This window comes from Nocardia terpenica, assembly GCF_013186535.1.
Lineage (GTDB): Bacteria > Actinomycetota > Actinomycetes > Mycobacteriales > Mycobacteriaceae > Nocardia > Nocardia terpenica.
The window spans coordinates 1,005,072-1,019,663 of record NZ_JABMCZ010000001.1 but is presented as its reverse complement, the minus strand read 5'-3'; the positions used below and the strand labels follow the sequence as shown (position 1 = coordinate 1,019,663).

The 14,592-nt window shown below is 63.3% G+C and carries 14 protein-coding genes; 7 read left to right on the top strand and 7 right to left on the bottom strand.

Annotated features, from left to right (window positions below; translation table 11 throughout):
* Position 1 precedes the first annotated feature (1 nt).
* The 7 genes from alaS to HPY32_RS04585 all read right to left on the bottom strand — a co-directional run bounded on the left by alaS (position 2) and on the right by HPY32_RS04585 (position 6,264).
* Positions 2-2,674 carry an alanine--tRNA ligase gene (alaS, locus tag HPY32_RS04620; protein WP_067583733.1) on the bottom strand — a complete coding sequence of 891 codons (2,673 nt, stop codon included), beginning with the start codon at positions 2,672-2,674 and terminating at the stop codon, positions 2-4.
* A 90-nt stretch (positions 2,675-2,764) separates the two neighbouring features.
* Positions 2,765-3,463, bottom strand: coding sequence for a cysteine hydrolase family protein (locus HPY32_RS04615; RefSeq protein ID WP_067583730.1), 699 nt, complete (start codon positions 3,461-3,463; stop codon positions 2,765-2,767).
* Positions 3,464-3,491: 28 nt separating this feature from the next.
* Positions 3,492-3,926, bottom strand: a complete 435-nt coding sequence (locus HPY32_RS04610; protein WP_082870995.1) for a hypothetical protein — start codon at positions 3,924-3,926, stop codon at positions 3,492-3,494.
* 15 nt (positions 3,927-3,941) lie between these two features.
* Positions 3,942-4,241, bottom strand: a complete 300-nt coding sequence (locus HPY32_RS04605; protein WP_156674252.1) for an immunity protein CdiI family protein — start codon at positions 4,239-4,241, stop codon at positions 3,942-3,944.
* 20 nt (positions 4,242-4,261) lie between these two features.
* Positions 4,262-5,641 carry a WXG100-like domain-containing protein gene (locus HPY32_RS04595; protein ID WP_197696420.1) on the bottom strand — a complete coding sequence of 460 codons (1,380 nt, stop codon included), beginning with the start codon at positions 5,639-5,641 and terminating at the stop codon, positions 4,262-4,264.
* Positions 5,642-5,652: 11 nt separating this feature from the next.
* Positions 5,653-5,949, bottom strand: coding sequence for a WXG100 family type VII secretion target (locus tag HPY32_RS04590; protein ID WP_067583724.1), 297 nt, complete (start codon positions 5,947-5,949; stop codon positions 5,653-5,655).
* Positions 5,950-6,264 carry a WXG100 family type VII secretion target gene (locus HPY32_RS04585; protein WP_067583721.1) on the bottom strand — a complete coding sequence of 105 codons (315 nt, stop codon included), beginning with the start codon at positions 6,262-6,264 and terminating at the stop codon, positions 5,950-5,952. It abuts the gene before it with no gap.
* A gap of 201 nt (positions 6,265-6,465) precedes the next feature.
* Between HPY32_RS04585 and HPY32_RS04580 the strand changes: the two genes are divergently transcribed.
* The 7 genes from HPY32_RS04580 (at position 6,466) to HPY32_RS04550 (ending at position 14,538) form a co-directional block, all read left to right on the top strand.
* Positions 6,466-7,731, top strand: a complete 1,266-nt coding sequence (locus HPY32_RS04580) for a hypothetical protein (RefSeq protein WP_156674251.1) — start codon at positions 6,466-6,468, stop codon at positions 7,729-7,731.
* A gap of 599 nt (positions 7,732-8,330) precedes the next feature.
* The gene (locus tag HPY32_RS04575) at positions 8,331-8,753 is read left to right on the top strand and encodes a hypothetical protein (RefSeq protein WP_156674250.1); all 423 of its coding nucleotides are present in this window, start codon (positions 8,331-8,333) and stop codon (positions 8,751-8,753) included.
* Complete coding sequence (locus HPY32_RS04570) at positions 8,750-10,057, top strand: PBSX family phage terminase large subunit (protein WP_067583715.1); 1,308 nt, start codon at positions 8,750-8,752, stop codon at positions 10,055-10,057. The genes HPY32_RS04575 and HPY32_RS04570 overlap by 4 nt, the downstream gene beginning before the upstream one ends.
* A 2-nt stretch (positions 10,058-10,059) precedes the next feature.
* Positions 10,060-11,727 (top strand): phage portal protein, encoded by a 1,668-nt coding sequence (locus HPY32_RS04565; RefSeq protein ID WP_067583711.1) that lies wholly within the window; start codon positions 10,060-10,062, stop codon positions 11,725-11,727.
* An 18-nt stretch (positions 11,728-11,745) separates the two neighbouring features.
* Positions 11,746-13,536: a phage minor capsid protein gene (locus tag HPY32_RS04560; protein WP_067583708.1), complete on the top strand. Its 1,791-nt coding sequence runs from the start codon at positions 11,746-11,748 to the stop codon at positions 13,534-13,536.
* Complete coding sequence (locus HPY32_RS04555; protein WP_156674249.1) at positions 13,533-13,706, top strand: hypothetical protein; 174 nt, start codon at positions 13,533-13,535, stop codon at positions 13,704-13,706. Before HPY32_RS04560 ends, HPY32_RS04555 begins: the two co-directional genes overlap by 4 nt.
* A 103-nt stretch (positions 13,707-13,809) precedes the next feature.
* Complete coding sequence (locus HPY32_RS04550; protein ID WP_067583705.1) at positions 13,810-14,538, top strand: hypothetical protein; 729 nt, start codon at positions 13,810-13,812, stop codon at positions 14,536-14,538.
* Positions 14,539-14,592: the final 54 nt, after the last annotated feature.

Here is a 14,592-nt window from a genome sequence, read left to right as displayed (position 1 = left end):
GTCACGAGCTGACGGATTCGCCGATCACGCGTCGGACCTCCTGCAAGGCTTCCGTTGTCGCGAGCGGATCAGTACCGCCTCCCTGTGCGATGTCAGGTTTGCCTCCACCGCCGCCCTTGAGAACCTTTGCAGCCGTACGAACGAGGTCTCCAGCTTTGAGGCCCCGTGCGCGGCCCTGCTCATTGACGGCTGCGACGACGATCGGTTTGTCGCTGGACAACGCGGTCACGATGACGGCTGCAGGCCGCCCCTTCAGGCGGTCCCTGATGTCGAGCGCCAGGGCGCGCAGCTCGTCCCCCGTGGCTGGCTCCGACAGATGTTCGGCAACCACGCTGACTCCGCCGACTGTGGACACGTCCTTGACGAATTCGTCCGCCAGTCGCTGAAGCTGCCCAGCTCGGAACCGCGCGATCTCCTTTTCCGCGTCGCGCAGCTGCTTGACGAGCACAGAGACTCGATCTGCTATCTCGGCCGTCGGGACCTGAAGAATATCGGCCACGTTCACCGCGAGCGCACGCTCCTTGGAGAGGAAGCGGACGGCTTCGATGCCCGAATACGCTTCGATACGCCGCAGACCTGATCCGACGGAGGACTCGCTGATCAGTGTCAAGGGACCGACTTGCGAGGCATGGCTGACGTGCGTTCCGCCGCACAGCTCCCGTGACCAGGCCCCGCCGATTTCCACGACGCGGACCTCTTCGTCATAGGTCTCCCCGAACAGTGCCAGCGCACCGATCTCGCGTGCCCTCGGCAACGGCATGTACTCAACAGCGACCGGCAGGTCGCGCCGCACCGCCAGATTCGAAACTTCTTCGATCTCGCTGCGCGTCTCGGGTGAGAGACTTCCGGTCCACGAGAAGTCCAGGCGGAGGTAGCCGGGCTTGTTGTACGAACCGCTCTGCAGAGCGGTCGGGCCGAGCACCTGCCGCAGGGCCGCGTGAACGATGTGGGTACCCGAGTGAGCCTGTCGGGCGCCGATCCGCCATTCGGGATCGACTTTCGCCCAGACGTTCAGCCCCTCGGTCACTTCACCGCGGAGCACGCGTACCTGGTGCACCCACAGCTTCCGGGCGACCTTCTGGACATCGAGCACCTCCAGCTCGGTGCCGTCGGCGACGATCGTCCCGGCGTCGCTTTCCTGACCGCCGGATTCGGCGTACAGCGGGGTGCGGTCCAAGACAACCTCGATGATGTCGCCTTCCTCGGCCGCCTGAATCCGCTCACCCTCGCGGATGAGCCCGCGGACCACTGCCTCCGATTCGAGTTCGCCATACCCCGTGAATTCGGTTGGGCCGAGCGCGAGCAGGTCGCGGTAGACACCCGTCTCGCCGTGACCACCGGTCTTGCGAGCCGCGGCGTCGGCCTTTGCCCGAGCGCGCTGCTCTTCCATAAGTCTCCGGAAGCCAGCCTCATCGACCGTCAGCCCGGCCTCGGACGCCATTTCCAGCGTCAGGTCGATCGGGAATCCGTAGGTGTCGTGGAGCTGGAACGCCTTGTCGCCGGGCAGGACGAGGCTGCTGCTCTTGCGAACTTCCTCGGCGGCCAGGTCGAAGATGGCCGTACCGGCCCTCAGCGTCTGGACGAACGCGCCTTCTTCGGCCACGGCGACCCGGTCGATGCGCTCGTGCTCGCCCGTCAGCTCGGGATACATCGGGCTCATCACCTGGACAGTCCGGGCGACCAGCTCATGCACGACTGGGTCCTCGGACCCCAGCAACCGCATCATCCGCACGGCGCGGCGCAGGATTCGGCGCAGGATGTATCCGCGGCCGTCGTTCGACGGGGTGACGCCATCACCGATGAGCATCACGCTCGTGAGGATGTGGTCGGCCACGACGCGCAAGGCGACATCGTTTCTGACGCTCGCTCCGTACTTGGCGCCGCTCAGCTCGGCTGCCAGGTCGAGGATCTGACGGGTGGTGTCGATGTCGAAGATCGTGGGCACGTTCTGCAGCAGGGCCGCCATGCGCTCAAGCCCGAACCCGGTGTCGATGTTCTTCGACGGCAGGTCACCCAGTATCGGGTAGCCCTCCTTCGCCGGGCCCTCGCCCCGGATGTTCTGCATGAACACCAGGTTCCAAATCTCAAGGTAGCGTTCGTCGTTGGCGACCGGGCCGCCGTCACGCCCGAAGTCTGGGCCGCGGTCGAAACAGATCTCCGAGCACGGGCCACAAGGGCCGGGGACACCCATCGACCAGAAGTTCTCGGACATGCCGAGCCGCTGGATGCGTTCGGCTGGTACGCCGATCTCGTTGCGCCAGATGTGCTCGGCTTCGTCGTCGTCCAGGTAGACCGTGACCCACAGCTTGTCCTCGGGCAGCCCGAGCCCACCGTCGGCGGCCGACGATGTCAGAAACTCCCATGCGAATGGGATGGCCTTCTCTTTGAAATAGTCGCCGAAGGAGAAGTTGCCGAACATCTGGAAAAAGGAGCCGTGTCGGCTGGTCTTGCCGACCTCCTCGATGTCGACGGTTCGCACGCACTTCTGCAAGCTGGTAGCTCGCCGGAACGGCGGCGGTGCCTCGCCGAGGAAGTATGGCTTGAACGGTGCCATGCCTGCGTTGATCAGTAGCAGCGTCGGGTCGTCTGCGATCAGCGATGCCGAGGGCACCACCGTGTGGCCCTGGGTCTCGAAGAATCGAAGGGCGCGGCTACTGATGTCGGCCGAGTGCATGGACGCCTTCCAAGAGGTTGTCGGAGGGTGAGCCGCCGCTCAGAAAGGGCGGCCTCGCACTCAATCGTAAGTGGGCCGGTCCAGCCGTTTTCAGACGCCTTGATCCTCCGGGGTCAGTGCGTCGGCTTCCGACCAGTAGGACGGGTCGCGGCCGTAGTCGAGGGTGGTGAAGGCCCGGTCCCAGGATGCGTTCGGAGCCAGCAGTTCCCGCCACGGCGCCACCTCGGTGTACAGCACGCGCATCGAGTTGAGAGCGCCCTCATGCAGTGCGGGTCCGTCGGTGGAGACAGCGTCCTCGGCTACCGCTACATCGAAGTTTCGGTCCAGTGCACCACGGACGGTGGCCTCGACACAGACATTGGTTTGCAGGCCGGCCACGACCAGACGGGTAATGCCGAGGCTACGCAGGACTGGCTCGAGTTCGGTGTAGGTGAAGAAGCTCGGCCGGGTCTTGGTGAGCACCAGGTCGCCAGGCTGCGGCGCGACCGCATCCATAATCTGGGTCCGCCATTGCTGCTGCTCATCGGATAGGTAAGGCACCGTATCGGCCCGTAGTTGCATATGCCGCCGCGCTCGGGGGTTCGAGGCCAGGGCACCAACCTCGCTGGTGACTCCACGCGAGTACACGATCGGCAGCCCGTACTGTCGCGCAGTGTCGAGCAGCGCAGCGCATTCAGCGATGACCGCATCGAGTCGCCAGATCGGCGGCCATCCTAATGCGTCACGTACCCCGTCATCAGCGACATACGAATTTTGCATGTCGATCATCAGTACCGCGGTGTCACCCACTGTCGCTCCATTCGTCCGCATGGCCTAATTACTGGCCGTCTCTCCAGCCGAGGCGGTTCATGCGCTCAAAATATTCGTCATCGGCTGCTTGGATTTCCGCTTCTGTCATCGGCCGCCGTTCCGGCTGCGATGCTTCCGACGCTCCGTGCAGTTGTTGCAGCTGGCTGCGTATTCGCGGGTCGGCTTTGCGGACGAGCCGCTCGACTTTAGCCCTTGCGTCAGCGCGGGCTTTGCGATGACAGTCGAGTATCACGGAAGTGAGCTGGGCGCTAGTCCATCGCATCGCTCCAGGCGCAATCTGCAGGTCGGTGATATCACCATCGGCGTTGACCTCAATAAAGACACCTTGCATTACCCCGCGACCTCGCACGGCGGTCACTGCGTTCGCGAGGTCCTGACTGTTACGGCGGATCTCGGCGAGATCGTACTGGAGTTGCCGTTCCCATTTCTGAATGTCTGTCATGTGCGCCAACCTTGGTTATTTCGGCAACTCAAGCTCGACTCCCCATCCGTCACCAAGCTCGGCCCGAAGACGATCCGCAAGCTCCCTGCCGTCCTCCCAAAAGCGATTTTCATCCGCATCTGTGTCGAAGTGTGGATTGCCCGGATCATTCACGAGGTCATACGTAGCATCCCACCGATCCGCCCACCGCTCCAACGCATTTGCGAGGTCGCTCGACAAACCCAGTGAGCTGGGCTCCACATTATTGAACATGCCGTCACGAAATACCCATATAGGGTAGCATTGAATTTCTGGACGTAACTGCAGGCGATTCATTCCTCTCCCTCCTCGTTGGCTTAGGATATCGGATTAGCTCCGACGATAAAGCCATTACTTCCGACTGTCACGGCAATCTTCACCAGCTGACCGTTGTGCATGATCTCAAATATCGGCCTGTCTCTACCCGAGACTCCAACCCTTTCCCCCTCGGTAACAGCCCGCAGGACAACCTCGGGGATCTCGTCTTCGCGAACCCCTTTGTTCACAAAGTCTCCGGCGTGCTTGAGAACGTGCTGAAGCCCAGCTCGGTCATTTCCTTGTTCCAGGAAGATCACCTTTCCATCGGAGTCCTTCCCTATCTGCACGATCTTTTCGGGGTTGAACTTGATTCCAGCCTGATCGAGTTCTTGGATCAACGCTTCGCGCTCTGCTGGAGTCGATGATGGCCCTACACCCGATCCGGGTCTTCCGGGCAGTCCATCACCACCCTTCGACAGCTTGGCCTTGGCGGCTTCGGCCCATTTGCGAATACGTTCGAATAGAGGCTTCAGTCGCTCGACCAGCGGCTTGATTGCGTCTACGACGATTTTCGCTGCCTTCGTTGCCAGTTCGCCGATGATGGTGGCGACACGTCGGGCCTTCACGGTGACACGAGCGGCCATAGCGCCGTTGCCGATCCATTCCGACAGGGTCCCCGTGACCGGCGCCAGGGCCGCGAATGCGGTCTCTGCCACGGCGGTTTCTATCGCGAGTTCTTGAAGTACAACGAGGATCTTCTCGTGTGCCTCATCGAGGTGATGGGCGTAGTTGCCGCACGCGTCACCGAGTGTCTGGCAGGCGTCCGCCAACGCGTTGAGGTCGGTTTGACGATCGTTGCAGGTTTGGACCGCGATCTCGATCTCGGGTGACTGCTGGTTCCGGAGAAGTTCGACTGCTTGCAGCGTCGAACCAGCGGCGGTACGGAAATCGGCAGCGGCGGTATGCCAGGCGGCCTGGGCCGCATTCAATTGATCTTGATGGCCATTCGGCCATGCCCAACCGACGGCGTCCTTGATGATCGACCACCCGAACGGCTCGGGTATCCCACTTCCGGCAGCGGACGGCACGTTTTCGGCCAGGCAGGGCGCGGGAAGCAATTGCGGAGCCTGCGGTGGCGGCAGGTCCTTGAGGTTGGCGGCGGTCTCCGCGACCTGATGGTTGTGAGCACCAACGACGATCAGATCCCTGACCTGACCAAGAGCGGTCGCAAGCTTCGATGAGCTCGAGATCGCAAGCTGCGCAGCTTCGTTATACGAAGCCGCCCACTGCTGACCAACACTGTCACTACCAGCCATGCCCGCGGACGAGGTCAACACTGTCACCAACGACGAGTGCGTGGTCACTGCATCGGTCGACATCTGACCGAAAACCTCACCAGCGGAATGATATTCGTCGACACGGCAGACGATCACCGGCACGGTGGGGGGTGTCACTGCGGCCACATCCCGTGGTTGGTCCGACCAGCCGCCTGATAGGCCACGCGTGCCCGATCCAGTGCCTTGCGGAGGTCGCCGAGCGCGGTGTTCATCTTTGCGGCTCCGGCTACCCACTCTGCGGCGGCCTCGGTGTGAGCGGCCGCGGCTTGACCGGTCCAGTCGACGTGTAGGTCCTTGATGCGTTTCTGGATGTCTCGCAGTCGGTCGTCGATTCGCTTCTCTAGGCCAGCGGCCTTGTCGATGAGGGTCTGCATCCCGTCCAGGTCGACGCGGTAGTTGCCGGTGTCCACCTATACCGCCTTGGGGTCGACTGCGCCAATCGCATCGGCACTGCCCTGGTCCGTGCCTGCAAAGCTGTCGGCAGTCCGGTGCAGCGCCGCGGCATCGTGTTCAAGACCAGCGATGACCTGGCGGGCACCTTCTCCCCAGTCGTCCCACGCATCGTGATGCGCCCCGGCCGCGCTGCCTTGCCAGTCGCCGCCGATGAATGCCCGGACCTCGCGCATCAGCTTGTCCAGCTCATCGGCGACCTCGTGAGCCGACGTTTCCAGCCAGTTCGCCGCGGCGTGTACCTCGACCGGGTCGACGTCTACGCGATCAGCCATACTGCCTCCCCTCAGTGACTCCGTACGTCGGTCGCATACGCACTATATGACGCACAGTCCATGGGGGTGGCTCCGCGGCCGATGCATCCGCGTCAGCCTAGGAGGCCGGATCTCTCACTGCTAGGGGTGGTCCAGCCGATGATCCGACTACGTACCTCCACAAAGGTTGTGTGGTAGGCGAAGTCGATGGATCATGACCCAATGGACGGGGAGGAAGCCCGGAGAACCATCCGCGAGTTTGACCAACGGCTGCGCGAGAGATCCGAGACGATGATCACTCTATTCAACAAGCTGAGTGAGCAAGCCACTATCTTAGCCAACAGTCTTGAGAGGTGCCTATACGAGCCTTCGGGACTCTCCGAGATCCGAACTCCTCCACCGAACGACTGGAATGAGGTGATCGAACCTCATCACCACTCTATTGGAAGGTTAGATTACTATCAGTTAAGAAATTCGCACGATTGGATAATCAGCGCATGGAAACTTGTGCAACATGAGTTAAAACATACTCAGCTTGGAAATTACAATAATGGCGCGAACGCGAGAATTAGATTAGCGGCCGATGTGATCGAGTCAGCGTTCCAGATGGCCAGGGATTACAAACGTAACGAGAGCATATCAGGGAGGAGTCCACTGAAACTAGGGCTCCTATGCGTCAGCTGCGGCACTTGGAAGTACCTTGACGACATCGCGCGGGTACTTCAGGAAGCCATTAGGCCACCGCTATTTCTTGCAGTCCCAGATGAGATCCACCCTCCCCGGCACGGATATGTCAATAAGGGGATGCTCGGACGTCTTGTCGCTGCCGACATCACCGATCATATCGACGACGCATGGAAACAAGTTGCGAGACTGTCCAACAATTCCGAGCCCCGGTCAATTGGACCGTGGATAGCCGAGGTTTCGAATTCTCTAACCAAGGGATTGTCAGGCGAGGTAAGGCACCGATTCAACCTCCTAACCCGCGATGCCGCCAGAGTGGACGAATTTATAGACTGGGATCCTGACCCTATTCGCGCATATTACATTCTTTGCATTAATTACCTAACGGAGGTACAGGAACGGATGTCGGATTACGCGGAATCAGCAGGCCAGGGGCGACTGGAGCCGACACATTCAGTCAACTTCCATGGGGGTACATTTTACGGCGGGCAGTTTGCATCACAAATCGCAAACATAGAATCCTCGATATCGACTGTTGTCAATCAGGGAGACTCCCGCCTCGGAGAGGCTCTAGCAACGATAGAACAGGCCGTTCTGGAGGAGCCCAATCTCGGCGAACAAGATCGCAGCGACCTGCTTGAAAGCGTCGAGTATCTGGCAGACGCCGCACGCACCCCGCCAGAAAAGAGGAGCCGCGGAATGATGAAGGCCGCGCTCGCCGCGATTACCACAGCGGCCACCACCGGGACTCAACTAAATCAAGCGATGGAGTCGTGGGGGTCAGTGCTGCACGGCATCCTCTAGCGTGTTTCGGCCCGTACCGCTCAAGAAGAATATCGAGCGTTCAGGCTGGTCACGCATCTACTACAGGTTCCGCACTGTCGCGCCAACCCCGATAGGCTATTGCCGTCCGCGCATGATCTGAGACCCCTCGTCAGGGTCATGCGCCTTCGAGGGGAAGCCGTCGATCGCCGATCCAGCGGTCGCGCCCCTTCACGACGCCCACGCTCCCTGCAGGTTGAGCGTGGGCGTCCTTACGTCTCCGGGAGGTGAATATCCATGTCCTTGCTTGCGCAGATCCTGATGTACGTCTTCTGGGCCCTCGGCACCGGTTCCGCGAGCTGATCTCGCGGAACCGGGCGCGCAGCTCAGTCGGAGCAGCTTTGGTCACCCGCGGCCGAAGGCGCAGGTTCGAGCCCTACCGCGCCTGCCAACCCCACCGTATCGGTGGGCATCGACCTTGCCCTCCCTCCCATCCCCGCATACAGAACTGAGGTCGGCGGCTGAGATGCGAGGGAGGGCAGGCTTCTGCCCATATGCGGCGAGGATTCATTCCCGATGTGCCTGCGCGCAACGGAACCCGAACGGAGGCACAGGAGGTGTTAGGGAGAGGCAGGACCGGCGTGGAGAGTATCGAGCGGCGGAAGAAGATGGCCAAGGCCCTGGCCTTGCGGGAAGTCGGCGCGAGCTATCGGCAGATCGCTGCCGCGCTAGAGGTCGCCCCGGCCACTGCATACGGGTACGTTGCCGATGCGCTCGCCGAACTGACGCGCGAGCCCGCGGAATCCGTACTACAGCTGGAACTTTCACGGCTCGACACAATGATGCACGGCGTTTGGCTCGCCGCGGCAAAAGGCGAACTCCAGGCGATAGACCGCGTGCTGAAGATTATGGAACGCCGCGCCAAGTTGACTGGCGTCGACCAGCTCGCTGCGCAGAAGGTTGCGCAGGACGGCCGATCATTGCCAGCGGTGGACGCCTGGCTGGAGGCGATACTCACCGGCGGGCCACCCGATTCTGATCCGAGCACGGAGACCGCGGAGTGACAACCATTCGGCCTCTGGTCGGCAAACAGCTTCTTGCAGTTCGATATTCGACAGCACGTGTGAATGTCTACGAGGGCAGTGTGCGGTCATCGAAGACGGTCACGTCCTTGATCGACTGGATTCGCTACTGCCGCAACGGTCCTCCTGGCGCGCTTCTCATGACCGGCCGCACCGAACGGACCGTAATCAACAATCTTGTCCTGCCGATCCTGGACATGCTCGGCCCGCACCGAGTGAAGATCAACCTCGGTAACGGCACCGTCAACATCTGCGGGCGCAACGTCATCCTCATCGGCGCGAACAACGAGAGTGCCCGCACGAAGATTCAGGGCCTGACGCTGGCTGGCGCCTATGCCGACGAAGCGCCGACCCTGCCCGAGTCCTACTGGAACATGCTGTTCTCTCGGCTCTCGGTACCCGGCGCGCAGCTGTTCGCGACCGGCAATCCGGAGTCGCCGCACCACTGGTTCAAGAGGAGCTGGCTCGACCGCGCGAAGGTGTGGGTCACCCACGACGGGAGCGTCATCGACCGCAGCGACCTGTACGAGCGGCGGCCGGAGGGTGATCCGGATCGGCCGCTGGATCTGCATCGGTTCAGTTTCATTCTCGATGACAATCCGAGCCTTGACCCGGAATTCGTTGCTGCACTGAAGAGTAGCTATACGGGCGTCTGGTACAAGAGGTTCGTCCTTGGACTGTGGGTTCTGGCCGATGGGGCGGTCTACGAGGCGTTCGACGAGACGCGTCACCGGGTCCCCTACGAACAGCTTCCTGGTATGGCGCGCGTGCTCGCGCTTGGGATCGACTACGGCACAACGAATCCCACCGCAGGACTGCTGGTAGGGCTCGGAGTCGACCGCCGTCTCTACGTGATCGATGAGTGGGCACCGGTGCGTGGCACCGACGCCGAGCTATCGGCATCGCTTACGGAATGGCTGCGTTACAACCGGTACGAACCGGAATGGGTATTCGTCGACCCAGCCGCTGCGAGCTTCAAACTCCAGCTCTACCGCGACGACACCGCCCGAGTCGCCGACGCCACGAACGAGGTGGTTGACGGTATACGTACCGTAGCCGCGCTGCTATCGACCGATCAACTGGCGATCTCCGCCCGCTGCGAGCGCCTGCTTTCCGAGATCCACGGCTACGTATGGGATTCCAAGGCATCGGAGAAAGGCATCGACAAGCCCGTGAAGATCGATGACCACTTCTGCGACGCACTGCGTTACGCCGTCGTTTCGTCGCAGTTCGCCTGGTTCTCCCAGCTGAATCGCCCTATACCCGCCGCCAAGGAGGCAACGTAGAGATGCCGTTGCCCGACGCCAATATGCCGTGGCCGCCGCGCCACCTCGCGCCCGCATTCCAGATGTTCGCCACCTGCCAGGTGTGGTGGGAAGGCGACGCCGAGAAGCTCTCCGCCAGCCATGGCGAGCCCGCTCGTTCGGGTCTCGGTGGCACGCTGCGCGATCGGATCAGACGCCTGTTCTGGGGTACCAAACCTGATGTGTCGAACCAGATTCGGCAGATCCACATCCCGGTCGCTGCCGATATCGTGCAGACCGCCGCCTCGCTGCTGCTGCCCGATCCCGTCGCGTTCCGTGTTGCGGCAGACGACGAGGACGCCAACGACGAGGCCCGCGAGCGTATCGACAAGATCCTCAATTCGCCGCAGATGCATTCGGCGATGCTCCAGGGCGCCGAGTCCGGCTCGGCGCTCGGTGGCGTGTACGCCCGCATCGTCTGGAATTCGCAGGTCAAAGACCACGCCTGGCTCGATTTCGTTGACGCCGATCAGGCTGTGCCCGAGTTCATCTACGGTGAGCTATCCGCGGTGACCTTCTGGGAGGTCGTCGACCAGAACGAGGCCGAGGACCGCGTGCTGCGCCACCTGGAACGGCACGAGCCCGGCTACATCGAATACCACAGCGACGGCACCGAGACGCAGGTGTACGGGCGCATCTATCACGGCCTGTACGAGGGCACGGCCGTGACGCTCGGCCGACAGATCGACCTTTCGGAACACCCTGAAACCAAGGGTATTCCGGTCAACGAAGAAGGCTATGTCGATACCGGCTCGGCCGAACTGACCGCCTTCTATTTCCCGAATGCGTTGCCCAACCCGATGTTTCGCGGCAAGGGCACTCTCCAGCATTTCGGCCGCTCCGATATCGGCGACCAGGCCGTCATCGGCCTGATGGACCAGATCGACGAAACCTATTCGTCGCTGGCGCGGGACGTCCGCTTGGCCAAGGCCCGGCTCATGGTGTCCGAGCATCTGCTGGAGGTGAAGGGGCCGGGCAAGGGCACGGCGTTCAACGTCGAGCAGGAGGTGTACGAGAGGGTCGGTGGTGTCCCTAACGGCACCCCGGTTATCGAGGCGCATCAGTTCGCGATCCGCGTCGACGACCACCTCCGCACCGGCGAAGGGTTCCTGCGCGCAATTCTGCGGCGAGTCGGGTTCTCCCCGTATACGTTCGGGCTCCCCGACGATTCCGGCTCGGCCATGACCGCCACCGAGGTCGACGCTAAGAAGGACGCCAGCACCGCGACGTTCAAGACCCGATCCGGCATCTGGAAAGCCGTGCTCGCCAAGGCCGCTCGCACGCTGATCGAGGTGGACGCCGCCGTGTTCGAGACCGGCGCGACGCTCGGCCAAGACATCGAGGTGCACTGGCCGCCTGCTGCCCGTGAGTCGATGCAATCCAAGGGCCAGACCCTCCAGGCACTCGAATCCGCGAAGGCGGTCTCGACCGAGTGGAAGGTCCGCTACTTGAATCCGGACTACGACGACGAGCAGGTTGCCGACGAAGTCGCGCGGATTCTCGACGAAGGCGCGGTCGCCGATCCGCTGGCGCTGGGCGCGGATCAGCCCTTCCCCGAACCTGATCCAGCCGAGGAAGAACCCGCCGACAACGAGGCAAACCCCACCGAAGACACCAAGGGCGACAGCGAGGAGCTGCCGTTCGCTGAATAACGGAAGGCGGGCTCGCGCATGGCATTCGAGCCCGCCGCCGTTGACGGCCTGCAAGAAGGTGTCGCGCAGATCTACGCCGACGCCGAAGTGCAGCTGCTCGCCCGCGTCGCCACTGCGATCGAGAAGGGCATCGACACCCCGCAGTGGGTGAGCGTGCAGCTCGGCGAGATCGCCCGCCTGTCGAAGGAGGCGCGCGGATTCCTGCTGTCACTGGACCCGCTCGTCGCCCAGCAGGTCGAGGCCACGCTGCTGGCGGCGCACACCACCGGCATCGCCGCTGCCGACAGCGACATTCCGGGGCCGCCGTCCAGCTCGCCCACCCCGATCGTCTCCCAGGAAGCCGTGTCCGCCCTCGCAGCGGAAGCCACCGCGGCTGTCGTGTCGACGCATTCGCACATCCTGCGGTCGACCGTGGACGGCTACCGCCAAGTCGTCGCCGAGGTCGCAGGCCGCGTCGTCACCGGCGTCACCACTCGCCGCGAAGCCACCCAAGCCGCGCTCGACCACTTCGCGGCCCGAGGGATCACCAGCTTCCGCGACAAGGCCGGACGGAACTGGCGCATCGACACCTACGCCGAAATGGCCGTGCGCACTGCCGCTCTGCGCGCCCTGAAACAGGGGCACACGGACAGACTGGTGCAGCGCGGCTACGACCTGGTCGTCATCTCCAGCCACCCGCGCCCCGCCCCGCAGTGCCGCAAGTTCGAGGGCCGCATCGTTTCCCTGACCGGCCGCACCCCGAACGGGAAGGTCGAAGCGACGTCGCCGCTGTCTGGCGCCGCTGTCACCGCAACGGTGGTCGCATCCATGCGCGAGGCGGAGACCGCCGGCCTGCATCACCCGAACTGTAAACACACCCACACCCTGTGGGTGCCCGGTGCGCCGCGCCCGAAAGTCGAACCGTACGACGAACAGGGCTACGCCGACGAGCAGAAGCTTCGCCGCCTGGAACGCCAGGTGCGCGAGGCGAAACGACGGCAGGCCGCCGCGATCACTCCGGAGGCGAAGAAGGCGGCGACCGCCAAAGTCCGTGCCCGCCAAGCCGCTATCCGCGCCCACGTCGAACAGACCGGTGTCGCCCGCCGCCCGCACCGGGAGCAGCTGCGCGAAGGCGATGTAGGAAACGCGCACACGCTGACGAAGCTGACCCGCAACCCCACCCCGCCCGCGATCGACGCCCAACCCGCCGTGGTGAAGACAGAGGCGAAGCTGACGCGCCGCAAACGCGAGTTCGAGCATCTCGACGATCAGCAGCTCACCGACGCCGCCGAGAAGGCCGTCAACGATCTCGATATGGACCTCCTCGACCGCATCGAGGCCGAGGATCAGCACCGCCGCAAGCTCGCCGCCCAGCGGGCCGAGCGGTGGGCTGGATATGAGCGCATCTACGACGAGCTCATGGCCGAGGGCTGGGACCACGAGTCCGCCGTCGAGAAGGCGTACGGGATCTCGGTGAAAACCCAACGCTCCCAAGCGGCGATCTCGATGCTGCGTGGGCAGGGATACGAGGGGAAGTCGTTCAACGAGCTGGCCCGTCACGCCTACAAGGACCACGCCTACCATCATTGGCTGCGGGCCGAAGAAGCCACCAACGGCTACATGCTGTCCAAGGCCGGACAGGCCGCCGGGGTCGATCCACGCTCCCTGTGGTTCGGCAATGCCAAGACCGCCGAGAAGTACGCTTCCGAGGAACTGCGCGCCTACTGGGACCAGCACGGCCGCCCGACACTCGACGAGTTCAAGGCCGACCTGCTCGACCCACAGGAAGCAGACCGGATACGAAGCGCGAGAGGGGACTTCCTGCGATGAGCGGACGCGACCTCTACCGCGCCTATCAGGAAGGCGTGGCCGCCGCCGGACAAGCCGACGCCGTCAACCCGTACACGCCAGCCCCGGCCGGTAGCCCGCGTCAGCTGCTGGCCCGCATGTGGTTGCGCGGGCGGCTGAAGCACGCGCTCGACGTCCCCGACACCGAGTAACCACCACCCCCCGAAACCCACGCCCCGCCCTCGCTGGCGGGGCGTCTTCGTGCACCGCCTGGCGCGGACGCACCAATCACCCAGCACCCCAGGAGGGTTCGCCATGTCCACTGCCCAGCCCACCACCGAGCCGACCGCCGCCCCCGAGGCCGACGAGATCGACAACGACACCACGCCCGAAACCCCAGACGCACCGCAAAGCGATGAACCGGGTTCCGGCACTGCCGATGCCTTGGAAAGCGGCGAGGACGCGGGCAGTGAGCCGAAGGGCAGCCAGGCCGACGATCCGCGGCTGCGGTCGGCGCGCAACGACGCTGCCAAGTACCGCACCCGCGCCAGCAAGGCCGAAACCGACCTCGATGCCTTCAAACAGCAGGTCGGCAAGCTGTTCGGCTTCGTCTCCGACGACGAGGCCACCGATCCGAAAAAGCTGACCACCCAGCTGGAATCAGCCGTCAAGGACGCCAACGAGGCCCGCGTCGAACTCGCCGTGTACCGCACAGCCGGGAAGGACGTCGACGCCGATGCGCTGCTCGATTCGCGTGCGTTCTCCGCCGCGATCTCGAAGCTCGACCTCACTGCCGACGACTTCGCCGCCCAGGTGGCTGCGGAGATTTCCAAGGCCGTCGAGAAGAACCCGAACAAGTTCCGCCTCACCCCCGTGGCCGAGCCGCCCAAGCCGCCCAAGCGCTCCGGCGCGGACACCGGCTCCGGCAAGGGCGAGAACTCCGGGCAGCTCACTTACGCGCAGTACCAGGCCCTTTCGCCGTCCGAGCGCGTGAAGGCGGTCCAGGAAGGCCGAGCGAACCAAATCCTCGGCCGCCGCAAGTAACCCCGCACCCGTTCAAGGAGCCGTATGGCAATCAATTTCATTCCCGAATTCTGG

Bases quoted from the DNA above. Each gene is read 5' to 3' on its own strand.
- alaS (WP_067583733.1), bottom strand. From the start codon at position 2,674: ATGCACTCGGCCGACATCAGTAGCCGCGCCCTTCGATTCTTCGAGACC.
- HPY32_RS04610 (WP_082870995.1), bottom strand. From the start codon at position 3,926: ATGACAGACATTCAGAAATGGGAACGGCAACTCCAGTACGATCTCGCC.
- HPY32_RS04605 (WP_156674252.1), bottom strand. From the start codon at position 4,241: ATGAATCGCCTGCAGTTACGTCCAGAAATTCAATGCTACCCTATATGG.
- HPY32_RS04585 (WP_067583721.1), bottom strand. From the start codon at position 6,264: ATGGCTGATCGCGTAGACGTCGACCCGGTCGAGGTACACGCCGCGGCG.
- HPY32_RS04580 (WP_156674251.1), top strand. From the start codon at position 6,466: ATGGACGGGGAGGAAGCCCGGAGAACCATCCGCGAGTTTGACCAACGG.
- HPY32_RS04565 (WP_067583711.1), top strand. From the start codon at position 10,060: ATGCCGTTGCCCGACGCCAATATGCCGTGGCCGCCGCGCCACCTCGCG.
- HPY32_RS04560 (WP_067583708.1), top strand. From the start codon at position 11,746: ATGGCATTCGAGCCCGCCGCCGTTGACGGCCTGCAAGAAGGTGTCGCG.
- HPY32_RS04555 (WP_156674249.1), top strand. From the start codon at position 13,533: ATGAGCGGACGCGACCTCTACCGCGCCTATCAGGAAGGCGTGGCCGCC.
- HPY32_RS04550 (WP_067583705.1), top strand. From the start codon at position 13,810: ATGTCCACTGCCCAGCCCACCACCGAGCCGACCGCCGCCCCCGAGGCC.